This is a genomic window from Hymenobacter sp., assembly GCF_031398885.1.
Taxonomy (GTDB): domain Bacteria; phylum Bacteroidota; class Bacteroidia; order Cytophagales; family Hymenobacteraceae; genus Hymenobacter.
Map to the genome: position 1 here is coordinate 38,448 of NZ_JANNOD010000025.1, position 25,780 is coordinate 64,227.

Consider the following 25,780-nt stretch of genomic DNA (forward strand, 5'->3'; position numbering starts at 1 on the left):
GCTTTCCACTATGCTGGTTGAAGAATATGTTCTCATCAGCATGTCGCTTATTGACTACAGTTCGGGGCGCGCGAATAAACCCTGACAAAAGAATATAACTTCAATTTCAGTTTTCAATAGGCTTCTGTTCCGGCTGACGTAAAATAGAATACCACCACATCGGCGAGCCGTGGCCGTTGGCCCAGAACAAGTCGTGGCATAACCTGGCCTTTTACTAGTCGCTACTACTGATTATGGGATTAGTCAATCTGAAAAAAGGGCTGAAAACGCTGGACAAGAACCAACTCGTTGCCCTGATTGCTGATTTATATAAAAAGAACAAAGCGGCCCGGGAGTACCTGGATTTCTACGTACAGCCCAACGAACAGGAGCGGTTCGAAAAATACCAGGTCAGGGTGGTGGAAGCCTTTTTTCCCAAGCGCGGGCATCCGCTTCGGCTGCGCGAAGGCAAGCAGGCCATCAGCGACTTCCGGCAGCTGGAGCCGGCGGCGGAGCTGCTGACCGAGCAGCTGCCGTATTCAAGCCAGCAGCCCGAGCTGGCCGGTTTCGCCCAGTGGCTGGGGCAGTTCCTGAGCACGGAGAAGTTCCGTGATTTTTCGGCGCGCTTCCTCCGCCTGGGGCAGGCGCTGCAGTCCACCGCCGACTACGAAACCCGGCGGGCGCTGCTCGACGCCCGGCGGGCGTTGGAAACCAACTTTTAAGTCGCTAGCCAGCAGTCTCCTTGCTGCTTGGCGGCCCATACCTGGCCAGCCAGGGGGCCCATTGCGTCAGGCGGCCCGCCAGCAGGCCTTATTTTGCGACGATGACGGACGCCGACTTTCACCAAGCCATCCGGCGCATCCGGCGGCTGCACTGGCTGCACTACCCGGCGCAGGCGCTGCTGATGGGCGGCGCGGTGCTGGCCGCCGGGAGCCGGACGGCCGTGAGCACCACCCTGGAGCCGCGCCTGGCCACTTGGCCGGCCCTGCTGCTGCTGGGCGCCCTGGTGCCGGTGGCGGGCCTTCTCTTGTTTGGCTTGTACCGGCGCATGCGCGGCAACCTGCGGCGCCCGGCCGAGGAAAACCTCCGCATCTACCAAAGCCGGGTGTTTCTGCGGAACAGCCTGCTGAGCCTGTTGGCATTGCCGCTGCTTGCTTCTTACACGGTGACCCACCAAGTGCTGGACCTGGTGGCCGGCGCGGTTATGCTGCTGGCGCTCAGCTGGCGGCTGGCGCCCACCGCCGCCACCTACCAGCGCTGGCTGCTGAGCTGAACCAACGCACTCCCCCATTTTCCTTGCTCCTCATGGCCTCCTCTTCCCGCCTGCTTCCCGCCTCTCTCCTGCTCAATGGCCGCGAGTTCGGCTACGCCGCCATCCGCGAATACCCCGCCCAACTCCACGAGCCGGTGAACGGCTACGAGGCCAGGGTGCTGGACTTGGTGCGGCAGTGGCTGACCGGCACCCAGGCGTTTACCCTCACCACCTCGGGCAGCACGGGCACGCCGCAGGCCATTGTGCTGCGGCGGCGGCAGTTGGAGGCCTCGGCCCGGCGCACGGGCGACTTTTTCGACCTCGGGCCCGGCGACCGGGCGCTGGTCTGCCTCAACTGCGAGTACATCGGCGGGCTGATGATGCTGGTGCGCGGGCTGGAGCGGAACATGCACCTGACCGTGGTGGAGCCGCAGGGCAACCCGCTGCTGGACCTGGTGGCGCCCGACGCGGAGTTTGACTTCGCGGCCTTCGTGCCCCTGCAGTTGCGGGCCTTGCTGGCGGCGAACCAGGCGCCCCGCCTCAACGCCATGAAGGCCCTTCTGGTGGGCGGCGCCACCGTGGACGCCGCCCTGGCCGAAGCCACCCGCGGGCTGCGGGCGCCGGTGTACCACACCTACGGCATGACCGAAACCTGCTCGCACGTGGCCCTGCGCCGCCTCAACGGGCCCGGGGCCAGCACCGCCTACCGGGTGCTCACCGGCATTGCGGCCGGGCAGGACGCGCGCGGCTGCCTGACGCTGCGCGGCGACGTGACCGACGACCAGCTCATCATCACCAACGACCAGGTGCAGCTACTCGACGCCCACAACTTTGAGTGGCTGGGCCGGGCCGACTTCATGATAAACTCCGGCGGCGTGAAAGTGCCCGCCGAGAAAGTGGAGCTGGTGCTCGACGTGGCGCTGGCCGAAATCGGCGAGGCGCGCCGCTGCTTCGTGGCCGGCCGGCCCGACGAGCGGCTGGGGCAGGCCGTCGCGGCTTTTATCGAAGGGCCTTCCCTTTCGGCGGAGCTGGAAAAACGGTTGCAAGAGTTGCTGGCCGAGCGGCTGGGACGCTACGAGCGGCCCCGGCAACTGGTGTACGTGCCCGCATTCCAAGCCACTGCCAGCGGCAAACTCGACCGGCCGGGCACCCTGCGCGGGTTGGCCGAAGACGACGCCGCCAGCGCGCGCGCGCACTAGCGGCCGGCGCGCGTGGGCCCGCTGCCCACGGCTGCCCACATTTATTCCCGGCGCAGGCCTTCCTGCGTGAAAAGCGGGTCTTTTTGCTTTATCACCTTCAGCAAGTCGCCGAGGAAAAGCTTCGCCCGCAGGTAGAAAACCGGGCCGTTGAGCTCCCGCTGAATGGTATTGGGCACGAACACGGGTTGCCGCCACCCGGCGCCCGCGCCCAACCCGGCCCAGCGGAACACCCGCAACTGGGCCGCCACCGAGGGCTCGACCACGCCCAAAAACTCCTTGGGGGTCCGGCTGGTACTGCCGGCCTGGGTGGTGTAGCGCACGTAGGCCGACCCGAGCCCGAGCTGCAGGTTGCTGCTCAGTTCCCAGCGGGACGTCTCCAGCAGCACGTACTCGCCGTAGGCGGCCAGGTAGCGGAAGCGCAGCTCGGCGGCGGCATTTTCGGCGGCATCATCGGGCCGGGCCTGGCGGGTGGGCACTCCGGCGCTCAGAAAATAGACGGCCGCCCCGGTGCGGAGGCGGTTTTTGAATTCCACGCCCAGCTTAAGGCCGTTGATGGTGGTGAGGCGGTGGTTGAGAATGGCGTAGCGCGAGTCGTACTGCACCACCACCCGGCGGTGGGCCAGGCGCGGCACGGCCCGCCGGCCCACTACCGTGTCGGGCGGCGTGGGCGCGCGCAACGGCGCCGCTTGGCCGGCGGAAGCCAGCAGCAGCGTGCCCAGCAGCGGGACGGTGAATGCCATGATGGGCGGAATACGTGCAAACGGGCGGCCGGTGTTGCCGGCCGCCCGTGCACAACCGCGGGGGCAGCGCCGGGTTATGGGGCCAGGGCGGCCGTCACTGGAGGTCCATGTCCAGGGCGGCGTTGCGCCGGAAGTCGGCCGGCAGCGGGTGAGTTTTGGTATAGGCGGCGAGGAAGGTTTTCCGCTCGGCCCGGAAGGCGTCGGCCATCCGGCGCATTTGGGCGGGCGTGGTGGTGGGCGCAAATTCCGGCCGCGGCACGGCGCCGGGCGGGCCGTACTCGAACTTCCACAGCGACTGGGCCAGGTAGTTGTTGACATCGGCCCCTCGGCCGGTGTAGCGCAGGGTTTCGTCGAAGCGCGGGAAGTCGAGCGTGAGCCGGACCTGGTCGCCGGGACTCAGGTACACGGCGGTGCGCTGGCTGGCGTAAAAAAACTCCGCCGGCGTGCCCGCTTGCAGGCCGGGCACCGCCAGCCGGAAGTCGCCGGCCGGGCCGAGCGGGGCTTTGACCTTGACCCGGCCGTAGGATAGGCGCACGCTGTCGCCGGCCGGGGCGTGGGCGAGGTGGCCGCTGAGCACGGCCGGGGCGGGCGGCGTCGGCGGCGCGGCGGCCAGCGGCGCGGGGCCGGCCAACAAACGGAGCGCGGCGCTCAGGGCGAGCACGGGGAGGAACGATGACATGGGCGGGCAGAATGGGGAAAGTGGTTCGGAAAGGTAGGAGACGGATGCCCGCCGCAGGGTTGCTTTGCCGGACGCCGCCGCCGTTTCGCCGCCACCCGCCAACGCTTCGCCCCGATTACAGTAACGCACCAGTCGCTTCAAAGCGTACATTCGTCTCAAATAGTACGATTTCACGAAGTTTATGCCGACGCCCGACTTTCTGTTTTCCCTGGCCAACCCGGTCGCCATGCTTGGCTGGGCGCTGCTGGTGCTGGCCCCGCGCTGGCGCGGCACCCGCGCCGTGGTGCTGAGCGGCGCGCTACCCCTACTGCTGGCCGCTGCCTACGTGGCCTTTATTGGCTACCAGACGGTAGCGCACCCCGCGCCGGGCGGCGGCTTTGGGTCGCTGGGCGAGGTGGCCGCGCTGTTTCGGGAGCCGTGGGCGCTGCTGGCCGGCTGGGTGCACTACCTCTGCTTCGACCTGGCCGTGGGCGCCTGGGAAACCCGCGACGCCCACCGGCGCGGCGTGCCGCACTGGGTCCTCGTTCCGTGCCTGCTGGCCACGTTCCTGCTCGGGCCGCTGGGGCTGCTGCTATACTGTGGCGGGCGGCGGCTGTTTCGGCCGGCGCCGCCCGCGGCGGCCGCGCCGGCGGCCTGAACACCTGTTTCCCCATTCCCATACCGCTTTCGCCATGACCAGCCCCGCGCTTTTTCCTGCTGCCGAGCCCCGCACCGGGGGCGCCGCCCGCCGTTTCCTGGCCGACCAGCGCCGGGCCAATCCGGCCCTGTTCTGGACCGGGGCGCTGAACGTGGCCCTCGCGCTGCTGGCCCTCGCGCTGCTGCCCTTCGACCACCGCGTGGTTACGGGCCTGCCGGTTTGGATGAAACCGCTCAAATTCTCGGTTTCCATCGTGGCTTACGCCTGGACGCTGGGTTGGCTGCTGGCCCAACTGCCAGAACCCGCGCAGCGCCCCGCACGCCGCCTCGGCCTGGGGGTGGCGGTGAGCATGCTGGTGGAGCAAGCCGTTATTTTTATTCAGGCGGCGCGCGGCACCACGTCCCACTTCAACGTGGGCTCGGCGCTGGATGGGGCGTTGTTTGGCATCATGGGCTGGTTTATTCTGGTGAACACCCTAATGACTTTTTGGGCGCTGTGGCTGATGTGGCGTCACCGGCCGCGGGGGGCGGCCGGCCTGGTGTGGGGCATGCGCCTGGGGCTGTTGGTTTTCATCGCGGGCAGCCTGGTGGGCGGGGTCATGATTCGCCTCAACCAGCACACCGTGGGCGCCCCCGACGGCGGCCCGGGCTTGGCGGCCCTGGGCTGGAGCACCCGCGCCGGCGACCTGCGCGCGGCCCATTTCCTGGGCATGCACGCCCTGCAGGTGCTGCCGCTGCTGGGCTGGGCCGCCAGCCGCTACCGGCCGCGTCGGGCCGCGGGCCTCACCTGGGCCGGGGCCGCGCTCTACGCCGGGGCCGTGGGCGGGCTCTTTGCCTGGGCTTTGCTGGGCCGGCCGCTCTGGGCCGGGCAATAAAAGGCCGAGAGGCAGTACTTACCGTGAACGAGGCCGCGCATCTTTTTCAGCAGTGGCAGGCCAACCCGCGCCGTGAAAGCCCGGCCGGCGGGGCAGCTTTCTACGTACCTTGTTGCCGCAATAACCGCCGCCGTTATGGATGTCCTTAAACTAAAGTCTGCTGTGCTGGAACATCTCAACGACGAGGAGTTCTACCAGTTCTGCATGGACAACCGCGACTGGCGCATCGAGCGCGACGCTGACCACCAAATCTCCATTATGCCGCCCGCCAGCTCTGAATCCGGTGCCGCCAACGGCGAATTAAACTATCAACTGGCTCATTGGAATCGCCAACACGCGCAGGGCATTGTCTTCGATTCGTCGGCCGGCTTCACGCTTTCGATGGGGGCCATGCTCTCGCCCGACGCCAGCTGGATTGCGCAGGCCCGCTGGGATGCCCTCAGCGCCGATGACCGGCGGGGCTTTGCCCGCATTTGCCCCGATTTTGTGGCGGAGTTGCTCTCGCCCACGGACCGCCTGACCGAAACGATGCGCAAACTGGAGCACTGGCTGGAGGCGGGGGCCCAACTCGGCTGGCTCGTCGCGCCGGCCACGGAGTCGGTATACGTTTTTGAGCCCGGCCAGCCCGTGCGCCCCGTCGTGGGGTTCGACCAGGACCTGGTGGCCGGGCCGCTCCTTCCTGGCTTCAGGCTGCAGCTGCGACGGCTGCGGCTGACCTAATGCTCCCAATTGCCCTGACCTCCCGGCTGCCTTTTACCACCCTTCACATGGAACCCATCAAGCTGAAAACCCCGGTGCTCGACCGCCTTACTGAGGAAGAGTTTGCCCAGTTTTGCCTCGACCACCGCGACCTGCGCATCGAGCGCAACGGCAGCGGCCAGATTACAATCATGCCCCCCGTATTTACCGAAAGCGGCTTTGCCAACAACGAGCTGTCCCGCCAGCTCGGCAACTGGAACCACCAGCACCGCCGGGGCCGGGTCGGCGACTCGTCTACGGGCTACACGCTGCCGGGCGGGGCCATGCTTTCGCCCGATGCCTCGTGGGTGGCCGAGGAGCGCTGGCAGGCGCTGGCCTCCGACGACCGCCGCCGCTTCGCCCGCATCTGCCCCGATTTCGTGCTGGAGTTGGCTTCTTCTTCCGACCGCCTGCCCGACCTGCTGGGCAAGATGCACGAGTGGCTGGGGGCCGGGGTGCGCCTGGCCTGGCTCGTGGTGCCCAGCACCGAAACCGTCCACGTCTTCGAGCCGCCCCACCCGCCCCGCCTCGTGCAGGGCTTCGACCAGGTGCTGAGCGGCGACCCAGTACTGCCCGGCTTTGCATTGGAATTGAAGGAGCTGCGGCTGCAGCCGTAAGCAAAAGGTGAGTGGCGCCGGGGCTCCCGGTTGCCAAAGCTTGGGTAGTGAAAGGGAATTTTCAACCAGCGCCCAAACCAAACAACATGGCCAATCCCGAAGAAGACCCAAACCTGTCGGAGCTAAATATGCAGGAATTGCTGGCGGAGCAAAAGAAACGAAAAACCTCCCTGCTCACCCATCAATTCATCATCGGGCTCATGGCGGGTGTGGCCGTTTTCTCCGTGGTTAATAAGGGCTTCACTTTTTCACTCGGGTTACCGCTGCTCTTCATCCTGATTTTCGTTCGCTCCGGTAAAGGATTGAAAGAAAAATTACAAAGCGTTCGGGCGGAAATAGCAGCAAGAAACAAGTAAGCGAGCAGGTAAATTTTTTGCTGGCCGCGGTTTCGCGCACTGCGGTCAGCGAAAAATTTACCTATCCAGCCAGCTTTTGAACACCTGTACTTTCTCGCGGCTCACCAGCACCTGGGCGTCGGGGGCGGTGGGCCGGAGCACGGTTTGCAGGCGGGAGTTGGTGTAGTGGATGATGTCCTGGATGGCCAGCTGCTGGGCCAGGTAGGCGCGGTTGAGGCGGAAGAAGCGGCGTGGGTCGAGCAGGGTTTCGAGCTGGTCCATCGTGTAGTCGACCACGTACTTGCGGCCCTCGGTGGTTTGCAGGAAGGTGGCTTTTTCGAGGCTGAAGAAGTAGGCAATCTGGTCCACGGGCACCACCTTCAGGTGCTCGCCCACGCGCACCACAAACTGGGTTTTGTAGCTGGCGGCCGGCGGCGCCTGCTGCATCTGCTGCATCAATTGGGCCAGCAGGCCGGGGTCGAAAGCGGGGGCGGCGGGCGCGGCAACCGCGGCGGCCCGCAGGGCGCGCAGCTTGCGCAGGGCGGCGGTCAGCTCTTCTTCGTCGATGGGCTTGAGCAGGTAGTCCACGCTGTTCACCTTGAAGGCTTGCAGGGCGTACTGGTCGTAGGCGGTGGTGAAGATGACCGGGCAGCGCACCTGCGTCCGCTCGAACAGCTCGAAGCTGAGGCCGTCGGCCAGGTGAATGTCCAGGAACAGCACGTCCGGCGCGGGCTGCGTGCTTTCGAGCAGGGCCACGGCCTGGACCACCGATTCGGCCATGCCGAGCACCTGCACGGGCTCGGCCTGGCGGACCAACAGGTCGGCCAAGCGGCGGGCGGCCAGCGGTTCGTCTTCGACAATGAGGGCGCGGAGGGACATGTTGTTGAGGAAGTAGCAGAAACAAAAGAACGTCATGTCGAGCGCAGCCGAGACATCTCGCTTGTTTCGTTGTAATGGCATTAATTACTGCCGCACGCGAGATGTCTCGGCTGCGCTCGACATGATGTTACAATGTCAGCAGGGGCAAGCTCACCACAAACTCGGCGCCGTCCTTGCCAATCACCAGGGGCTTGCTGGTGAGGAAGGCGTAGCGGGCGGCCAGGTTTTTCAGGCCCAGGCCCGACGACTCGCCCGGGGCCAGGCGGCGCGGGCGCAGCGTGTTGCGCACGGTGAGGATGCGGGCCGCCGCGTCGAGGGTCACGCGCAGGCGCAGCGGGTCGGCCTGGAAGGCGGTGTTGTGCTTGACGACGTTTTCGAGCAGCAGCTGCAGGGCCAGGGGCGGCACGAAGAAAGCGGCCAGCTCGGCGGGCGGCGGCAGGGTCATTTCCACGGCCAGCGCCTCGCCCAGGCGGGTTTTCTGGAGGAATAAATAGCTTTCGGCGAAGCGTATTTCATCAGCCAGCGGCACCAGCTCCTGGCTTTCGCTGTCGAGCACGTAGCGGTACACTTGGCTGAGCTGGCGGATGAAGCGCACGGCCCGGACGGGGTCGTTTTCTTCCACCAGGCTCGTGAGCGCGTTCAGGGAGTTGAACAGGAAGTGCGGGTCCACCTGCCGGCGCAGCGAGTCGAGGCGGGCCACGGCGGTTTCTTTTTCGAGGCGCTCGGCCCGCACGGCGGCATCGCGCCACTGGAAGAAGAACGCCCGGCTGTGGTTGAACAGCGAGATGATGACCGTGATGATGAGCGGCAGCAGCACCTGCCAGTACATGGCCGCGGTAAACAATCGGGCTACCGGCTTGCCCTGCATCACCAACAGCACGGCGTTCATGAGCAGAATGACCAGCAGCGAGCCGCCCAGCGACACGCTCAGCGTGAGCAGCAGGCGCCGGCCGGGCTGCACCGTCCAGGCGTAGCGGCGGTTGAGCCACTCCACCACGAAGCCGTTGGTGAGCCACAGGCCCGTGCTGTACATGAGCGTGTAGGCGTAGGTGATGGCAAACTCCGACCCGCTGCGCAGCGCCCCGGGATTTACCAGCGCGCTGATGACGAGCGAGAGCAGCAGCAGGACGCGCAGGGCCTTCCACACGCTGGGCCACGAACTCGTAATCGGCAGGTAGCCGCCGGTGAAGGGCGCGCGGGATTCGGGAGCAGCCACGGACGAGGGCGGGGAAGTTGGCATCAAAGTAAAGAGAAAGCCCGTACGGGGGCGCCACCAGCCGGCGACGCCCCCATGCGGGCAGGAACAGAATTATTTGTTGGCGGCGAAGTCGGCCGAGATTTTGGCTAGTACAGCGTCGGCGTTTTTCTCGCCCCAGGTCGGGCTCAGGGCCGTGGCGGGCTTGAAGGTGCCGAATAACACCTTGGCCTTTTCATACAGCGGCTTGGCTTTCTCGGCGCCCCCGCCGAACACGGCCGGCCGGAAATTCAGGTCGTTGGCGCGCAGCAGGTATACCCGGGGGTTGTTCGGCGCCAGGGCCTGGGCCTGGCCCAGGGCTTCCTGCACGCGGCCCGTATACACCACGCCGCGCGTCATCGGGCTCACCATGATGCGGCCCTGCAGCACGTAGGCCTGCAGGATGAGCAGTTCGGCCTGGTCGGCGCCGGGCAGCTTTTTGGCGGCGTCGAGGGCGGCCTGGGCCTGGTCGAACAGCTTGTCCTGCGCGTCGCTGTCCTTGCCGGCAAAGCCCAGCTTGAGGTAGGCGCGGGCCTGGTAGTAGCGGGGCTCCCAGGCGGCGGGCGCGGCGGCGGCGGCCCGCTCCAGCTTGGCCAGATTGGCCTGCACGGCGGCCGGCGTGGTAGCCGCGTTCTGCTCGGCGATGGTGGCCACCATCATCTGGGTAAAGGCGTTGGGCGCGGCGGTCACCGGTTGGGCCACTACGGCCGGGGCGGCGGGCTGGGACTGGGCGGCGGCCGGGAACGAAGCGGCGGCCAGGGCGAGGAAGAGCAGGTGCTTTTTCATGAGCTTGACAAAATGAATGTGAGAAATGTGTAAATTTTGAAAATGTGAGGCTTGGCGCTTCCGGAGCAGCGGCCGGTTGCGCTGCCGGCGTTGATGATTCAAAGGTGGCAGCGGGCTGAGGCGGCCGAAAATCCTTGTTACCGAAGCGTCGGATGAGACGGACGAAGCGTCGATGCAGACGAACTGGGGCGCGGGGCAGCAGGCTCGGAAAGGTGCCGGGGACAGCCTGGCGGAGGGACAGGGACTGGCTATCTGATGACCAGTGGCCGCACGGCCGCCGAATTGCGCAGCAGCACGGCGTACTGGAAGTAGTCGGTGGTGGCGGCCCCGGTGCGGGTGGGGGCCAGGGTCTGGTTCATCAGCGGGGCCCGGGTGGTGACCAGCCGCAACGAGTGGCGGTAGGGTGCCTGGGGCGCGTCGAGCCGGAACAAGGTGAGCGGAGCGCCGGCCGGGGCCGCGGCCAGCAGGTCCCGAATGCCCGGCACGAGCACCACCGGCCCCGCCGAATTCAGCCAGCCCACGTTCACGCTCCGCTCGGGGGGGCGCACGGCGGCCGGGATGGCACCGGCGGGAATCATGGTTTCGCTGGCGGCGGCGAAAATGGCCACCGAAACCACCCGCCCGCGCAGCGGCAGCGCCGAGGAACGCACCAGCGCCGCGAAAGGCTGACTGTTGCTCACCGCTGATTGCAGGACATGGTAAACCCCCCACAGCCTGTACATTTTCTCCTGTTGCAGCCCCAGGCGCTCGTAGTCGGCTTGCAAATTGAGCAGCATCACGCTGTCGCGGCGGATGCGCGGGCCCTGCAAGTAAGAAGCGTTGCGCAGCACCTGAGCTATTTGTGCGCGGCCCGCCACCGACAGCCCCCCCGCGGCCGAATCGGGGCCGAAAGCGGGCAGAAGCCGGTGCGCCAGCTGGGCCAGCGCCTGCTGGGTGGGCGGAGCGCCCGCGCTCAGACCCCGCAGGGTGTCGAGCACGGCGCTACGGCCCGCCGCAACCGGCTCCTGGGCCAGGATGGCGCGCAGGTGCTGGAGGGCGATGCCCGTGTCCTGAAAGCGGTCAAGGCCAATGAAGCGGATGCGAGCCGCGGGGGGCAGCGTCTGGTTTAGCTGACGGATACGGCGCACTTTGTCGTAAAAATCCTGGTTGCCCCACTGCTCCTTGCCGTCCCAGGCACGAAACACGGTTTGCAAGTCGGACTCGTGGCCGGTGGCCAGGTAGCGGTTGAAGAAAAACGCTTGACTGGGGTCAATCTCGGCCACGTAGTTGCGCAGGCCCGTTTTCTGGTTTAGGTGCCGCAGCAGAGCAAAATCTAGCTCCTGGGGCGCGGCGCTGCCGTGCGACTCGCCCAGCAAAAACAACTGGTTGGCATAAAAGCCGGCCTCAAAGTCGGGAAAAGCGGCCGTTCCGTCCATCGGAACCGTGCGCTGCTGCCCCCGCAGGTACGCCAACGTGGCCGGATCGGGCTGCCCCAACGTAAGCCAGGCATAAACCGCGTAGCCCGCCCCGCCTAGCCCGAGCAGCAGCACCGGCAGCAGGAAAAGGACCAGCAGCCCGCGAAACAATAGCTTTTTCATGATGCGAAACGAGAAAGGGTGGGGAAACCAGAACGAAGGCGTCGCCGCCGGGGCTGGTGATTCAAAGGTGGCAGCGCGCGGCAGCTGGTAAAATTTCCTGTGGCCGAAGCGTCGGATGAGGCGGACGAAGCGTCGGCCGCGCCGGACGGGGAGGAAATAAAAAAGCGGCCACCCCCAGTTGGGAGCGGCCGCTTTTCAAAGAGGCCAGTCTGTGTCTGGCTGTCAAACTGGCGTTGTATGCCCTAACCATTGAGCCAAACAGGAGTACGCAGCCTCAATCCAATAAGTCCGGCGGAACGGTCTTGCGCACGAAAGGCAAGGAGCGCATGAGCATCGTAAATGAGGCCTTGCGTGACAGCAATGTTCGCAGTTCGGCCTCGGCCTGAGCAATATCCTGCGCGTCGTTTTCGGCACGGGCGCGGTTGTACTCTCCCCACGCCAGTAGAAGTTCTTTGTAGCGCTTTTCAATGAGGTAACGCACCTCGCGGGTGCTGGCTTCTCCACTTGCGCTACCATTGCCGTTATGCACCTTATCGAGTAAGATAGCCGTGTTGACTGCTTTCTGATTGGCGGGGTCTTTGGCTTTGAAACCAGGCATTTCACCCATTGCCGCCAGCGTGTAGTAAATGTTGTTTTCTACATCATCGGTGGCAACACAAGGGTCGAGTAGGCCACCAGCGGGAAGGCGTTTGTCGCGCAGCAGGTTGGCCTTATGGGCAATGGGCAGGAGATTGTTCCAGTCAAAAACCCGGCTGGGGTCGTCGGCGAACGGAACAAAGTGGTCCACATCCATTTCCCAGGAGCTGGCAAACTTCTGTTCAGTGAGGTAGCATTTCGCGTAGAAATGTTCATCAAACGCCGCGAGCAGGTCCGAGCTTCGGTAACCGCTGGGCCGGTCGGGGGCGGTGGTAGCCGTCGGACTGGCCTGGTAGTTGGCATAGGCGGTGAGGTAGCGTTGCACTGCGGGCGCGGATAGGGCGGCCGGCGCTGCGGCAGGACGGTTGAGGCGTATCATTCGGAGCAGCGGCTTACTATTCGACCTCTAATCCGATGAGTTGGGCTTCGACCTCTAGCCGCAAAGCTGGCGACATGTACCGGCCTTCACTTACGAGTAATTCCTGAAGCTGTCGGCGGGCGTCGGCTTTGTCGGGTAGCTGCGCCAGCTCGTTGATGCGCTTGATGATGGCATCGGCCACGTTGGAATATTCATTTTCGACGCCAAAGTGCGTTTGCATCAACTCCGAATAACTGCTGCCCGCTGCTTGGTCGCCCATGGCCTGCCCCGTGCTGAGGTCAAACACCGTGGCATTTTTGATGCTGGACGCAACGGCCGGGGAGTGCGTGGCAACGATGAACTGCAGGTTCGGAAACAACTCGGTGAGCAGCGGCAGTATCTGGTACTGCATTTCCAAATGCAGGTGCGTTTCGGGCTCGTCAATCAGCACGAAGCCACAGGGGTCGTAGGTGTAGTCGCTGGCCTGTTTGCGCAGCAGGTCGATGCGCATCAGCAGCTCGGTGAGGATGCTGAGGAAAGCGGAAAAGCCCGCCGAAAGTTGGTTGAAGGTGAAGCGGCGGCCATCGGAAAGGTTGATATAAAACTCGAAATTTTCACGAACGAATTCAAGCTTGGTGCCGGGGTCCTCGAAGATTTTGGCGAGGGTATCTTCTAGCTTGGCGAAAAATAGTGCTTGTTGTTTCGCGCCTTCCTTCTTGCCATCCATGGCATCGAAAACCTGGAAGACCTTTTTGTTGACGAGGTACTGCTTGAAGAACTCGGCGGGAGATTGGTTCGGTTGCGGATTTGAAAGCTGCTTATCTAATGCATCCTCCCGCGTGACGGTTGCTACATCCTTGACATCAATCTTCCGGGTGGCCTCAAAAAAAGCAAAGATGATTTGGTCTTTGAATACCAGAAATCCCGAGTAAGGAAGTGCATCGACCTTAGCGAAAGCCGGCTCAATCCTGCTATACTCTACAACACCTTTTTGCCAAGCAGCCTTAATAGAGGGCTGCGCGTTGTGGTCATTGTCTATTAGTGATTTGAGCTCTTCAACATGCTGACCTCTTGTTTGACGAGATGTGTAGTCGTTAATAATAATCGTGTTCAACTCCCGCAACACCGTCGTTTTCCCCGACCCGTTGCGTCCCGTCAGAATCAGATGCTTGAACTCCTCGCCGGCTTGAAACACCGGCACGGTCAGGTTCTTGACGGCGTAGGCATCGTTGATGACGAGGGATTGCAGATAAGGAAATTCGTGACGATTTATCATATAACTACAACTTAAAAACAGCACCCGGCAGGTGGGCTGCGAAACTACGCACCACTACCCGGAGTAGCTGATGCCGCTCACTGACGCCCCTACTCCGGGGCCACGCTCGTGTCGGCGGGCCGGGCCTTGTTGATGGACATCATCAGCACCACGAACACCATGCGCGGGGCCGAGGGCGTGACATCGACCCGCTGGTAAGCGCCCTGGTCGTTGGGCGTGGCGCCGTAGCGGTAGCCGAACACGTTGGCGCGCCCCAGCAGGTTGGAGGCCGACACGTGCACGATGGTCAGGTTCTTCCGAAACGAGGTGACGTAGCTAAAATTCACGCTCAAATCCTGGTAGCTGGGCGTGCTGATGGCCCGGAAGCTGGGGTCGTAGCTGAGGCGGGGGCTGCTGTAGCTGGCCGTGGCGCCCACCAGCGTGTGCAGCTTGCCCAGCCAGTACTTGCCCACCACGCTCACGTTGTGGCGCGAGGCGAACGTGGGCACGGCCTGCGCGGGGTCGAGGCGCTGCTGGCGCTTGGTGTCGAGCAGGCCGTAGCTTACCCAATAGTCCAGGTTCTTCACGGTCTTGCGGTCGCGCCAGAACAGGTCCACGCCGCGGGCGTAGCCGCCGCCGGTGCTCTGATAGCTGGTGGGCTGAAACTGGGTGGCGGCGTCGAAGCGGGTGAGGTGGTCGTAGTTTTTGTAGTAGCCCTCCACCCGCAGCGTGCGGTCGGCGCGGATGCGCTGGTAGGTGAGCAGGTAGTGGTCGGCCCGCTCGAAGCGCAGCGCGGGGTTGGCGTGGGCACTCAGCAGCAGGTCGTTGGCGGGCGTTTGGTAGAACTGCCCGTAGGCGGCCGATACTTGGCTGGCGTCGTCGAGCTGGTAGGCCAGGGCGGCGCGCGGGGCGGCGTTCCAGCGGCCCAGCACGGCCGAGTACTCGGTGCGGGCCCCCACCCGGCCGGCCAGCTGGCTGGTGAAGGAGACGTTGGCTTCGGCAAAGCCGGCGGCCCGCTGCTCGGCGAAGGCGCGGCGGGGCAGGTCGGTGGCGCCGCTTTCGGCCTGCTGCCGAGCCTGCTGGCCAAAGCGCTGGCCCAGGCCCTCGGCGCCCACTTTCAGGTTCCAGTAGGTGCCCACCGAGTCGTTAGTGAGCACCACCCGGCCCACCACGGACTCCTCCAGCTCGTGCACGTGGCTGATGTTGGGCAAGTCACCCTGGGTGCCGAGGGCAATGGTTTGCTCGTCGCGGGTGGCGGCCAGGCCGGTGTTCACGCTCCAGCCCCCGCGGAGCGGGCTGCGGAACGAGGTGTTGAGGTAGGCGTTGGTGTTCCGCAGGTCCACGGGCTGGCCGTTTTCCCAGCCCACGGCCGGGGTGCGCACGCCGATGTGGGCTTTCGTGACGGCACCGTAGGCCTTGAGCATGCCCGCCGCGCCGGTCCGCTGCCGGAAGGCCACCGAGCCGCTGCCGTTTTCGTAGGCCGTGAGCACCCGCTGCGGCACCACCCCGAAGTAGGGCCGCATGTTCATGTAGTCGCCCGTCACGGCCAGCGAGGCCCGCTCCCAGCGCTGCTGCTGCGACAGGCCCACGGAGCCCAGCGAGAGCAGCGTGATGCCCGTCTGCGTTTCCGGCGCCAGGTCCTGGGTGTTCAGAATCACGGCCGCCGACAGCGCCTGCCCGTACTCGGCCGAGTAGCCGCCGGTGCTGAACACCGTGCCCTTGAAGAGGGTGGGCGAAAACCGGCCCCGGGCGGGCGTGCCGCTTACCGTGGCCCCGTACGGGCTTTGCAGCGGCAGCCCGTCGAGGAACTGCTTGGTTTCGCCGGCCGCCCCGCCGCGCACGAACAGCTTCCCTCTTCGCCGTTGCGGCTGGTGCCGGGCAGGGTGTTGAGGGCGCCGGCCACGTCAGCCAGCGCCCCGGCCGTGGTCAGGATGTCGAACGGCTTGAGCACGGCGGCGCGCTTCTCGTCGCTGGCTTCGAAGGCCCCGGCCGTCACCACTACATCGCCGAGGGCGGCGCGGCTAGCTTTCAGCCGGAGGTTGGGCAAGGCCACCGCGCCCTGGCCCAGAGTCACGGCCAGTTCCAGCGGCTCGTAGCCGATGAAGGTGACTACCAGCGGCAGCGGCCCGGCGGCACCGCTGCGGAACCGGAAGCGGCCCAGCGAATCGGTGCTGGCCCCGTCGAAAGTGGTTTTCAGGAACACGTTCACGCCCGGCAGCGGCTGGCCGTCGCCGTCGCGCACCGTGCCGGAGAATTCGGTGACTGATGAACTAAGCGCCTGACTGGCCGCCGGGGTGGATTGAGCGGCGGCGGAACGGGCGGCCGTGAGCAGCACGGGCAACAGGAGCAGCGGGAGTAGCAGGGTTTTCATGGGGCCAGCGGTTAAGTACTGGTTCAAAGGTGCCGGCCGGCCCCACCCACGTTCAACTTTGTGTTGCCGAAGCGTCGGATGGCGCGGATGAAACGCAGCCGCGAGCCGACAACCGTTTTGTTGAGGTGGTGAGCACCGCGCCGGTTGCCGCAGATGTGCGTTGTTTGCAGCCCCGCCCGATGCCACGCCCGTGCTTAGCCGCCCGGCCGGCTTGCGCCAGAGCCTTTCTATGTCCGCCAACTTCTACGCCCGCATTGCCCACACCCTGCGCAACCAGCCCGCGCAGACGCTGCTCACCTGGCCAGCGGCCGCGCCCGGCGAGGCGGCACCCAGCGAGGTGACATCTGACCGGACGCCGGCCGCCGAAACGTATTCCGGGGCCGACATTGCCGCCTTCGTGGCCGAAATAAGGCAGCGCCTGACGGCGGCCGGGGTGCGGCCCGGGCAGCGGGTGCTGCTGCTGGTGCCGGTCAGCTACGAGTTGGTGGGCGCGCTGCTGGGCGTGCTAGCCCACGGGGCGGTGGCGGTGCTGCCCCCGGCCCGGGCCACGGCGCGGCAGCTGCTGGGCCTGGCGCGCCGCGGTGACGTGGTGGCGGCCCTGGTACCGCGCCAGCCCGGTTTCGGGTTGGCGCTGCTAGCCCGCTGCTTTGGCCTCAGACTGGTGCCAGCGCGCCGCCCCGCGCCCGGAAGTATCCCGCCGAATCTGGAGCAGGCCCCGCAGCCCGTGCCGCCCACTCAGCCGGCGCTCATCACGCACACTTCCGGCTCTACCGGCGCGCCGAAGCAGATTGTGCGCACCCACCAGGTGCTGGGCGCGCAGTCGGCGGTGCTGGCCGCCATTTTCCCGCCCGGGCCGGGGCAGCGCGACTTTCCGCTTTTCCCCAACGTGCTGCTGCACAACCTGGCCACGGGCACGGCCAGCGTTCTGCCCCAAGTATCCTGGGCTGATATTTCCGCCTTCGACCCGGCGCTGGTGGTGGCGCAGCTGCTGCGGGAGCAAGTGCACACCCTAACCGGCAACGCGTTTTACTTCCAGCGGCTGCTGCCCGTACTGAGTCAGCAGCCGGGCGGCCTGCCAACGGTGCAGGCCCTGGGCGTGGGCGGCTCGCCGGTGCCCGAATGGCTGGTCCACGCGCTGCAAGCCGTGTTTCCCAACGCCACCGTGTACGTCATCTACGGCTCGTCCGAAGCCGAGCCCATTGCCGTGCGGCCCCTGGGCCCGGTGCCGGCCAACCCGGCGTTGGGCTACCTGGTGGGCCCCGTGCACAGTTCGTTGGAGCTGAGACTGGAACCGCTCGGGGAGTTGACTTTGCCCGGGGACGCGCGCGCCGAGGTGGGCGAAATCCTGGTGCGCGGGCCCCACGTGGCCAGCCCCGCGCCGGGCGGCTGGCTGCGCACCGGCGACTTTGGCTACCTGCGGGCCGACGGGCAGCTCTGCCTCACCGGCCGCCAGGGCAACGAAACCATTCGCCACGGCACCCAGCACTACCAGCTCGAACACGTGCTCCAGCACCTGCCGGGCGTGGAGCGCGTGGCGGCCCGCCCCGGCGCGACGGGCTTCGCCGTCCACATCCAAGGCACTGCTGCCGAAGCGGCGGTGCGCACCGCGCTGGCCCTGCACTTTCCCGCCGCGGCCTGCACGGCCGTCCATTTCCGCGCCCACTTGCCCGTCGACGCGCGCCACCACTCCAAAATTCGCTACTCCGAGCTGCCGTAGCGGCAACAAAAGCAACTTGGGCTGCCAACGCCATCAGCCCGCTGCGAACCTCTGCGTTTTACCTCCGCGGACCTCCGCGAGAAATCAGCCCGCGCCTCACCACATCAGCCCTCATGAATTCCGAATTTCAGCACGTTGCGCTCGACCGCCTGCGCTATTCCCTAGTCTGGGAAGGCAGCGCCACGCTATACGAAGCCCTGCAACTCGGCCCCGACGACCACGCCCTTGTCATCACCGGTGCGGGCTGCAATGTGCTCAATGCCCTGCTTCAAGGCCCGCGCCAAGTCACGGCCATCGACCTCAACCCGGAACAAAACCGGCTGCTAGAACTGAAGCGGCACGTCATCCTGCGGCACGATTACCCGGTGTTTCGGGCGCTGCTGGGCCTGGACGGCCCGGTGCCGGTAGCCGCCGCCTGGCAGCAAGTTGAGCCCGGTTTAGCGCCCAACACCCGGCCGTTCTGGGCGGCATTTTTTGCCAATAACCCGGCGGGCCTGCTCGGCGCGGGGCGGCTCGAAACCTACGTCGCTGGCTTTCTGAGCACCCTCAGCGGTCCGGTGCAGGCGCAGCTGCGGCAGCTGCTGGCCTTTGACACCGTGGCCGAGCAACAGGCGTATTTTGAGGCGGTGGTGGAAGCGCCCGCCAGTGCTTTCCGCCAGCAGTTCATCGAATACTTCGACGCCGCCAACCTGAGCAAAGGCCGCGACCCGCAGTTGTTTAAGTACGCGGCGGCCTCGGGCGGCGAGCTGTTTTACCAGCGGCTGCGGCAGCAGGTGCAGCGGGAGCTGCTGCGCGACAATTTTTTCGCCCGGTTCTTCTTTTTTGGCCCGACGAATTTGCCGGAAAACATCCTGCCGCCCTGCTACCAGGGCCGCCATTACGCCCAGCTCCGGGCGCAGCTGCCCCGGCTGCGCATCGCCAGCGGCGAAGCCACCGCCTATCTGCTCTCGGCCGCGGGCCAGGACATCACCAAGGCCAGCTTGTCCAACATTTTTGAGTACGTCAGCCCCGCCGAGTTCGAGCAGGTATGCCAGGCGCTGGGCCGCACCGCCGCCCGCCCGCTCCGGCTGGTGTTCTGGAACCTGCTGCTGGCGCAGGCCCCGGCCCGCACGCCCGTCGTGCCGCTGCTGCCCGACCTTTCCCAACAGCTTTCCGACCGGGAAGCCTGCTTCTACTTTGGCGGCGTGCGGGTGCTGGAATGGGGCGGGCCCGCTTAACCAAAGCCCAGTCAAGAAAACCGCGGCACCGAAAACTCGAAAGCTGCTCTGGTTGCTGACGAAACGCTGCTTTTCAAGCGTCCAATTTTAGCCGGTGATGTGTTCCTAATACTCCTCCAAAAACCCTCGTTCAGCAAAATTATAAAGTCATATTTTTCATTTCAGCATGTGAGGCAGAACCGCGTTTTTAATCTATTAAAGCATTGCAAACAAATTTGTCAGACCTTTTCATTCGACGTTTGAAAAATCCCTAAAACCCATATATTTCCGCCGCCGCCAGCACCAGCCAACTAAAGCCAGTCGTTATTTCGGGCCGTTGATTTTCAGCTCAATCTCACCCCCGCCATGACGACCGCCGACTACTTCAGCCCCGCGTTTCTGGAAGAGATAATGCGCCGCCACGCGCCCGCCCGCAACATCCGCGTCGAGCGCGTGCGGCCCCTGGCTCTCGACAGCTCGTCGAGCATCCTCACGGCCCTCACCGCCGGCTGCTCCGACAAGCCGGTGGGCCACTTCGGTCTCGAAGTGCAGCTCCGGGCCGACGGCCGCCCCCAAACCCAGCGCCTGGTGCTCAAGCTCAAGCCTGCCGGGCGCGAGATTGCCGCCATGCTCACCGGCCTGGCCGGGGCCTGCGGCGGCCCGGTGGCCGAAATCTACCCCGAGTTTCAGGCCCTCACCGGCTTCGAGCACACCCACTGGCGCGAGCTGCAAGCCTACGGCCAGGCCGACCCCAGCGGCCTGCTGCCCCACGTGTGGGCCACCCACGCCGACCCCGCCCGCGACACCTACCTCGTGCTGCTCGAATACCTGGAAGAAGGCCGCACCGTGGAGCTGCTCAACTCCGTGCTGGCGCCCGAGCGCTGGACCGACGCCCACCTCCGCGCCGCCCTCACGCAGGTGGCCGCCTGGCACGCCGCCCACCTCGCCCCCACGCCCACGGCCCGCGCCAACTACGGCCCCGACGTGCCCGGCGGCGCCTTCATGCAGCAACTGGCGCCCCTCTGGGAAGCCCTGCTGACCAACGCCGCCACCCGCTTCCCCGACCTCTACGGCCCGGCCCGGGAAGCCCAGCTCCGCCAGGCCATTGCCCGCATTCCGGCCTACTGGGCGCGGCTGGAGCAGCACCCCCTCACGCTGGTGCACAACGACTTGAACCCGCGCAATACTTGCTTCAAGCGCGATGCCGCCGGCCAGCTGCGCCTCTGCGCCTACGACTGGGAGCTGGCCACCTACCACCTGCCGCAGTACGACGTGGTAGAGCTGCTCGCCTTCGTGCTCGACGCCGACCGCTACCACCTGCGGCCGCTGTACCTGGAGCACTACCGCCAGGCCCTGCACGCCCTCACCGGCCAGTTCGGCGACGCCGCCCACTTCCGCGAAGGCTTCCGGCTGGCCGCGCTCGACTTCGGCCTGCACCGCCTGGGCATGTACCTCATGGCGCACGCCGTGAGCCCCTACCCCTACCTGCCGCGCGTCGTGAACAGTTTTTTCGACACCATTAAAGACCTCGATTTAGAGGCGCTGGCTGACGACCAACGCATTTTAGCGCAAGGTTTCACAAGGCTAAAACAGGTTTCGCGGAGCGCATAGCTCGCTTCGTAACGACCAGAGAGCGGCGGCTTAATTCACGCGGCGCTCAAATAGCGCGTAGTGCGCCGTTTCCACGGCCAGGCCGTCGGTGAAGCGCAGCGAGTAATTGTCGGCGCGCATCAGGCAGAAGATGATTTCCTCGTAATAAGTCTGGAAGCGGCGCATGGCGTAGGCGGCCAGCAGGTCCATCAGGCCGCGCTGGCGGAAATCCGGGTGCACGCCCACGGTTTTGGCCAGCAGGGTTTTGCGGGGCAGCCGGGGGTAGTCGCGGGCAAAAACCGGCGACTCCCCGGCGGGCAGGCGCAAGGCGTGGTAGTTGGGGTGGCACAAGCTGAGGGCCGCCAGCCGCCCGCTGGCCCGGTCCCGAAACAGCACCGACGAATGCGGGCACAGCTTGGCGGCGTACTGCGGGTTGTACAGCAAATCAAACTGCGCCCGCCCCACCGGTTGGTAGGCCGGGTTCAGGCTGAATATTTCGTGAATCAGCTGAAAGATGTCGTCGGCGAGCAGGGCCCAGTTTTCCGGGGTCACCGGGATAAAGTCGAAGGGGATTTGCGGCAGTAGCTCCAGCGCGGGGTTCTTTTCCAGGTACACCCGCGGCACGGTTTCGGCCCGCAGCAGGCGGCTTTCAAAAGTCAGCGCCGGGGTGAGGCCCGCGTGGTGCAGCAGGGCCGGGTAGTAGGCCGGGTTCACCGGCTCGCGGTCGAACTGCTGCCAACTGGGCGCCGGGCCCAGGCGCAGGCGGTAGCGGTGGTAGGTGCTGAAGTGCAGCGGCCCGCTGATGGTGGTTTTGCCGAAACGGGCCGCGTCGGCCGCGAGCAGCCCAAACGCCTGCGCATTCAGCGCGGCATCGTCGGTGGTTTCCCAGAAGCCGAAGTACGCCGCGTCGCCGTGGTGCGGGAACAAGCCCACGAGGCGCAAATGCCGGTGGTCGGTATAGATAATGATGTCGTGCCGGGCGGCTTCCCACGTCAGCAGCTGCTGCACCTGGGCCGCGCTTTCCTCGGGGGCGAATGGCAGGCTCGCATATGGCGCCTCGGCCAGCGAAAAAAAGCCAGCCGGCAAGTGGCCAGCGTAAGGAATGCGCTCAAGCATGGATGGGGCAGGTGGAAGTTGGAAGCGGTAGAAAAACAGTAGGAAAAGAAACCAAAACACCGCTCCACTCAGCGCGACATCCCGCATGTGACAGTAATCCAATTGGCTGTCCTGCTCATCTGGCGTCCGCGCAGCGAAGCATCTTCTCGGGTCGGAATGATTCGGTTCAGCGGTGAGAGGGTGCTTCGCTGCGCGGACGCAGATAAGCAGGACAAGCAGCGTCGGCACGGGAGCCAAACAAGCTATTCTCCCGCGCAAGAGGCTACCTGACCTGCTGGCTGCGCGGGCCCTCTATCGTCACTTGCTACCCCATCAGCTTCGCTAATGATTTCCCCGCTGGCGCCGTCCATGGTCAGGGGCTGGCCGGAGCGCAGGCGCTGGCACAGGTTCGGGATGTTGATGATGGTGGGAATGCCCAGCTCGCGCAGCAGAATCACGGAATGCGACAGGGCCGAGCCGCGCTCGATGAGCACCCCGCGGCAGGTCGGGAACAGGGCCGCCCAGCCCGGGTCGGTGCGCGAGGCGGCCACGATGCGGCCGGCCACGGCCAGGCTGTCGCCGGGCTCGGCGATGAGGATGACCTCGCCGGATACGCGGCCGGGGTAGCAGCCGGTGCCGCGCAAGGTGCCAGCCGCCAGGGCAGCGGCGTCGGCCGCAAGCGGAGCGGTGGCCGCGCGGCTGGGCAGGCTTACCCGGCCGGGCACGGTTTCGGTGCGGTAGCGGGCAAACTCCGCGCGGCGGCTGGCCACCAGTGCCGGCCAGGGATTTATTGAAGTTGCCTCAGCTTTGATGGCCACACCGGTTTCGATGGCCGCACCGGTTTCGCGGGCGGCGGCGGCTATTTCGGTTTCGGTCAGGTAAAAAACATCCAGCGGCGCACGCAGCGCACCGCTTTCCACCAATCGCTGCCCCAGGGCGCGGTAGAGGCTGCGGTACATGCCGAAAAGGCGGGTACGGTCGAGGCGCAGCTCTTCGCGCCGGGCCAGCGCCTGCTGCAACTGCCGCAGGCTGCCCCACACCTGGCGGGCAAAAAAGGTGGAGTGGCCGCGCAGCAAGGTTTGCAGCTCGGCTGCCGCGGCTTCGTGCAAGCTTCCCGCACCCGTGGGCACGGTGGCCGCAAAACCAGCGGCACCGGAGCCAACAGTTGCGGAATCATCAGTTGAATCTTCACCGAAGTAGTTGCGCAGGTACTTGTAGAACAGCAGCTCATCGGTGCGCATGGTTTCGGTTTCAAGCTTGAGTTCCCCGATGCTGCGGTCGCCGTACTGCGCGAGGTAGGCTTCGATGGCGCCGTGCAGGGCCGGGGCCATGCGCCGCAGCTGGGCGGGCAAGTCGGGCGGCAGCTGGCGCAGCTGCGGCACGAGCTGCGGGTATTCGGCCTGGGCTCGCCGGGCAATGGCCTGCATGGCGTGGGCAGGACGGGCGCTGGCCAGCTCGGCGTTGGCCGCGGCGTAGTAGCGGCTCAGGAACTCGTCAGGGTCGGCCAGGCCGGCCCGGCGCAGGCGGCGGGCCACGGTGCCGTTGGCCATCATCACCCGGAAGTCGTTGACGATGGGCGTGGTCCAGCGGTCGAGCAGGGCGGTATCGAGGCGGGCGCGCTCGGCCAGTAGCGCGGGGGCGGTCAGGTCGGCCAGCGGCAGGCGGTAGAAGCGCTGGTACTCTCCTTCAAAACGCTGCTGAAACGCCGCCACTTGCCGGGGCAGGCGAGCGAAAGCCAGCAGCAGGCGGGCCAGGTTCAGGGCCAGGCGGGGCAGCAGGCGCAGCCGTTCGGGCAGCGTCTTGGCGTGGCTTTGCACGAAGTCGACGGGGGCTTCCAGGCCCATCATGCGCTCCAGGTCGGCCTTGTTCTGGCGGAAGGCCGGCAGCAGCCGCAGGCCGCGGTACCAGTTGTTGATGTTGTAGTAAACCCGGCCCCGCACCAGGCCCAGCAGCTGCGTCAGCACCGGCTCGTGGGCGGCGATGGTGGCGGCGGGCAGCCCCAGCGTGCGCATGGTTTGGCGGTACACGGTGGCGTAAGCGCGCTGCGCGAAGCTGAAAGTCAGCGGGGTGGTTACGCCGCAGTAGCTCTCCTGGATGTTGGCATTGTCGTATACCACCACCTTGGGAATGGCTTGGGTAATGGGCCGGGTCTGCACCAGCCAAAGCTGTTCATCCTCGTCCACCACAAACTCCACGTCCTGCGGGCCGCCGAGCAAGTCTTCCAGAAAAGCCCCGGCCTGCCGCAGCTCGGCCAGCGTTTTGGTGGACAGGCAGGCCTGCGCCCGGCGGGCGGCGGGCACGGGTACCAGGCCCGGGGCGGCATCCGGCCGGGGCTGCACCTGCTGGGTTTTGAGCGCGATTTTCCGGTGGGTTTCCCGCCGAGTTTGCTTGTCGATGTAAAATTCGTCGGGCTCCAGCGCGCCCCCCACCAGCCCCTCGCCCAGGCCCCACACCGCGTGCACGGCCATTTCCTCCGGGAACTCGGGGAAGGTGGTGAACAGCACGCCCGCCGCTGCCGCCGCCACCTGCCGCTGCACCACCACGGCCGGCCGCGCCGCCAGCCCCAGGCCCCGCTGCCGCCGGTAGGCCAGCGCCCGCTCGGAATAAGCACTGGCGGCGCAGCGGGCCACGGCCGCCAGCACGGCGGCCCGGCCGCGCACCCCCAGCACGGAATCCATCAGGCCGGGAAAGGCCGCGTGGGCGCCGTCCTCGTCGGCCACCGAGGAGCGCACGGCCACGGCCGCGTTGTCCCACTCGGCCAGCACGCCCGCCAGGCCCGCCTGAATAGCGGCCGGCAGCGCACCGGCCAGCAGCGCGGCGCGGCGGGCGTCCAGCCCGGCGGCGTCGGTGCCGAGGCCGGCCAGCAGCGGGTCGAACACCTCGGCCGGAATCACCACGAATTCCGGTACGGCCAGGCCCAGCTTGCGCAGCTGGTAGAGGCCCGCGGCCTTGCCGCCCACCGTGTGGCCGGCCGGCGGCGCCGACGGGCGGGAACCAATCAGCAGGCTAACGGGCGCTGTGGACATGGAAAATGAGGGTTAAGTAGCTACTCAGCATCACCAGCGATACCAGCACTTCGGCGCGGCGGAACAATGCCTCCCGGGGCCGGGCCAGCGCGGCCCCGTACGCGGCCAGCGTGAGGGCCAGCAGCCCGCCCAGCACGACGTAGGGCCAGGCCGGGGCGCGTAGTTGCCGCAGCAGCCCGGCTTGCGCCGCCGCGCTGGTCAGCAGCACCAGCCCCACGCCCGCCACCGCACCCGCCAGCCCCAGCGCCCGGGAATAGGAGTCGACGCCGGCCCGCTCGGCGGCCGGGGCGTGGGTTTTGCGGGCCAGCTCGAAGGCGAAGCCGCCCAGCAGCGCCAGCAGCATCAGCCAGCCCAGCCCGGCGCCGGCCGGCAGCGCGTACGCCAGCCACAGCCAGCCAATGACGAGCGGCATGATGAGCATGTGCGAGACGGCGTAGAGCAGCAGGCGGGCCCGCAGCCAGGCCGGCGCGAAAAACTCGTAGCGCATGGCCAGGCTGTAGGCCAGCGCCAGGGCCCAGCCCAGCAGCGCCGCCCGCCCCCGCGTGGCCGACCAAGCCAGCTCCAGCCCGGCGCCGGCCCAGGCCAGGCGCTGGAGCTGCGGCAGCGTTACGCGGCCCTGTTGCAGCACCCGCTCGGGGTGATTTTGGGCATCGAGGGCAAAGTCCTTGATTTCATCGAACACCCGCAGGCGGAAGAAAAACGAAATAGCGGCCGCGATGCCGCCCACTTCCGGCCAGCCCAGCGCCGCGCGGCCGGCCGCCGCCGTGGCCACCGACCACACCGTGAGGAACAGCACGGCAAACAGCGCCATGTTGACCGGGGGAAAGCGCTGGCGCAGGTACGCCCAAAAGTTGACCAGGTTCATGATGCAAAGAAGCCAGCGGACTGGGAACAGTGGCCCGAGAGGCCGCAAAGAGAACCAGCCGGCGCCCACTTGTCAGCACGAATTGTTGCGGCCAGGGACTTTCGCGCCGGGCCTTAACACTCCCCATCTAATTGATTATCATTAT

At 66.2% G+C, this 25,780-nt stretch carries 24 protein-coding genes; 11 read left to right on the forward strand and 13 right to left on the reverse strand.

Annotated elements, in window-relative coordinates:
• The first annotated feature begins 233 nt into the window (after positions 1–233).
• The 3 genes from RMO51_RS03860 to RMO51_RS03870 all read left to right on the forward strand — a co-directional run bounded on the left by RMO51_RS03860 (position 234) and on the right by RMO51_RS03870 (position 2,430).
• Positions 234–701, forward strand: coding sequence for a DUF6155 family protein (locus tag RMO51_RS03860; RefSeq protein WP_310392171.1), 468 nt, complete (start codon positions 234–236; stop codon positions 699–701).
• A gap of 101 nt (positions 702–802) precedes the next feature.
• Positions 803–1,252: a hypothetical protein gene (locus tag RMO51_RS03865; protein WP_310392173.1), complete on the forward strand. Its 450-nt coding sequence runs from the start codon at positions 803–805 to the stop codon at positions 1,250–1,252.
• Positions 1,253–1,284: 32 nt separating this feature from the next.
• Positions 1,285–2,430 carry an AMP-binding protein gene (locus RMO51_RS03870; protein ID WP_310392175.1) on the forward strand — a complete coding sequence of 382 codons (1,146 nt, stop codon included), beginning with the start codon at positions 1,285–1,287 and terminating at the stop codon, positions 2,428–2,430.
• A gap of 41 nt (positions 2,431–2,471) precedes the next feature.
• On the opposite strand, the gene RMO51_RS03875 is transcribed toward RMO51_RS03870, so the two are convergent.
• Positions 2,472–3,170 carry a hypothetical protein gene (locus RMO51_RS03875; RefSeq protein WP_310392177.1) on the reverse strand — a complete coding sequence of 233 codons (699 nt, stop codon included), beginning with the start codon at positions 3,168–3,170 and terminating at the stop codon, positions 2,472–2,474.
• A gap of 94 nt (positions 3,171–3,264) precedes the next feature.
• Positions 3,265–3,849: a hypothetical protein gene (locus RMO51_RS03880; protein ID WP_310392179.1), complete on the reverse strand. Its 585-nt coding sequence runs from the start codon at positions 3,847–3,849 to the stop codon at positions 3,265–3,267.
• A gap of 181 nt (positions 3,850–4,030) precedes the next feature.
• Between RMO51_RS03880 and RMO51_RS03885 the strand changes: the two genes are divergently transcribed.
• The 5 genes from RMO51_RS03885 (at position 4,031) to RMO51_RS03905 (ending at position 7,071) form a co-directional block, all read left to right on the forward strand.
• Positions 4,031–4,486, forward strand: coding sequence for an ABA4-like family protein (locus RMO51_RS03885; protein WP_310392182.1), 456 nt, complete (start codon positions 4,031–4,033; stop codon positions 4,484–4,486).
• 34 nt (positions 4,487–4,520) lie between these two features.
• Complete coding sequence (locus tag RMO51_RS03890; RefSeq protein ID WP_310392184.1) at positions 4,521–5,360, forward strand: hypothetical protein; 840 nt, start codon at positions 4,521–4,523, stop codon at positions 5,358–5,360.
• A 162-nt stretch (positions 5,361–5,522) separates the two neighbouring features.
• The gene (locus tag RMO51_RS03895) at positions 5,523–6,080 is read left to right on the forward strand and encodes a Uma2 family endonuclease (RefSeq protein ID WP_310392186.1); all 558 of its coding nucleotides are present in this window, start codon (positions 5,523–5,525) and stop codon (positions 6,078–6,080) included.
• 47 nt (positions 6,081–6,127) lie between these two features.
• Positions 6,128–6,715 (forward strand): Uma2 family endonuclease, encoded by a 588-nt coding sequence (locus tag RMO51_RS03900; protein WP_310392188.1) that lies wholly within the window; start codon positions 6,128–6,130, stop codon positions 6,713–6,715.
• Positions 6,716–6,801: 86 nt separating this feature from the next.
• Complete coding sequence (locus RMO51_RS03905; protein WP_310392191.1) at positions 6,802–7,071, forward strand: FUSC family protein; 270 nt, start codon at positions 6,802–6,804, stop codon at positions 7,069–7,071.
• A gap of 57 nt (positions 7,072–7,128) precedes the next feature.
• Here RMO51_RS03905 and RMO51_RS03910 read toward each other — a convergent pair whose 3' ends face one another.
• The 8 genes from RMO51_RS03910 to RMO51_RS03945 all read right to left on the reverse strand — a co-directional run bounded on the left by RMO51_RS03910 (position 7,129) and on the right by RMO51_RS03945 (position 16,146).
• Positions 7,129–7,929, reverse strand: coding sequence for a LytTR family DNA-binding domain-containing protein (locus RMO51_RS03910; protein ID WP_310392193.1), 801 nt, complete (start codon positions 7,927–7,929; stop codon positions 7,129–7,131).
• Positions 7,930–8,056: 127 nt separating this feature from the next.
• Positions 8,057–9,145, reverse strand: coding sequence for a histidine kinase (locus RMO51_RS03915; protein ID WP_310392194.1), 1,089 nt, complete (start codon positions 9,143–9,145; stop codon positions 8,057–8,059).
• A gap of 93 nt (positions 9,146–9,238) precedes the next feature.
• Positions 9,239–9,949 (reverse strand): hypothetical protein, encoded by a 711-nt coding sequence (locus RMO51_RS03920; RefSeq protein ID WP_310392195.1) that lies wholly within the window; start codon positions 9,947–9,949, stop codon positions 9,239–9,241.
• A gap of 248 nt (positions 9,950–10,197) precedes the next feature.
• Positions 10,198–11,526 carry a hypothetical protein gene (locus RMO51_RS03925; protein WP_310392197.1) on the reverse strand — a complete coding sequence of 443 codons (1,329 nt, stop codon included), beginning with the start codon at positions 11,524–11,526 and terminating at the stop codon, positions 10,198–10,200.
• A gap of 274 nt (positions 11,527–11,800) precedes the next feature.
• Positions 11,801–12,487 carry a hypothetical protein gene (locus tag RMO51_RS03930; protein ID WP_310392198.1) on the reverse strand — a complete coding sequence of 229 codons (687 nt, stop codon included), beginning with the start codon at positions 12,485–12,487 and terminating at the stop codon, positions 11,801–11,803.
• A gap of 70 nt (positions 12,488–12,557) precedes the next feature.
• On the reverse strand, positions 12,558–13,796 hold the full coding sequence (locus tag RMO51_RS03935; RefSeq protein ID WP_310392199.1) for an AAA family ATPase: 1,239 nt from the start codon (positions 13,794–13,796) through the stop codon (positions 12,558–12,560).
• Between the two features lie 89 nt (positions 13,797–13,885).
• Positions 13,886–15,616, reverse strand: coding sequence for a hypothetical protein (locus RMO51_RS03940; RefSeq protein WP_310392201.1), 1,731 nt, complete (start codon positions 15,614–15,616; stop codon positions 13,886–13,888).
• On the reverse strand, positions 15,538–16,146 hold the full coding sequence (locus tag RMO51_RS03945; protein WP_310392203.1) for a carboxypeptidase-like regulatory domain-containing protein: 609 nt from the start codon (positions 16,144–16,146) through the stop codon (positions 15,538–15,540). Before RMO51_RS03945 ends, RMO51_RS03940 begins: the two co-directional genes overlap by 79 nt.
• 229 nt (positions 16,147–16,375) lie before the next feature.
• On the opposite strand from RMO51_RS03945, the gene RMO51_RS03950 reads away from it, so the two are divergent.
• From RMO51_RS03950 to RMO51_RS03960, 3 genes are all read left to right on the forward strand, one after another.
• Positions 16,376–17,863 (forward strand): AMP-binding protein, encoded by a 1,488-nt coding sequence (locus RMO51_RS03950; protein ID WP_310392204.1) that lies wholly within the window; start codon positions 16,376–16,378, stop codon positions 17,861–17,863.
• 113 nt (positions 17,864–17,976) lie between these two features.
• A complete protein-coding gene (locus RMO51_RS03955; protein ID WP_310392205.1) occupies positions 17,977–19,080 on the forward strand; it encodes a DUF3419 family protein in 1,104 nt (367 codons plus the stop codon).
• Positions 19,081–19,425: 345 nt separating this feature from the next.
• Positions 19,426–20,670 (forward strand): phosphotransferase, encoded by a 1,245-nt coding sequence (locus tag RMO51_RS03960; protein ID WP_310392208.1) that lies wholly within the window; start codon positions 19,426–19,428, stop codon positions 20,668–20,670.
• A 30-nt stretch (positions 20,671–20,700) separates the two neighbouring features.
• On the opposite strand, the gene RMO51_RS03965 is transcribed toward RMO51_RS03960, so the two are convergent.
• From RMO51_RS03965 to RMO51_RS03975, 3 genes are all read right to left on the reverse strand, one after another.
• Positions 20,701–21,765 (reverse strand): hypothetical protein, encoded by a 1,065-nt coding sequence (locus RMO51_RS03965; RefSeq protein WP_310392210.1) that lies wholly within the window; start codon positions 21,763–21,765, stop codon positions 20,701–20,703.
• Between the two features lie 242 nt (positions 21,766–22,007).
• The gene (locus RMO51_RS03970; protein WP_310392212.1) at positions 22,008–24,770 is read right to left on the reverse strand and encodes a PEP/pyruvate-binding domain-containing protein; all 2,763 of its coding nucleotides are present in this window, start codon (positions 24,768–24,770) and stop codon (positions 22,008–22,010) included.
• Complete coding sequence (locus tag RMO51_RS03975; protein WP_310392214.1) at positions 24,751–25,635, reverse strand: hypothetical protein; 885 nt, start codon at positions 25,633–25,635, stop codon at positions 24,751–24,753. Before RMO51_RS03975 ends, RMO51_RS03970 begins: the two co-directional genes overlap by 20 nt.
• Positions 25,636–25,780: the final 145 nt, after the last annotated feature.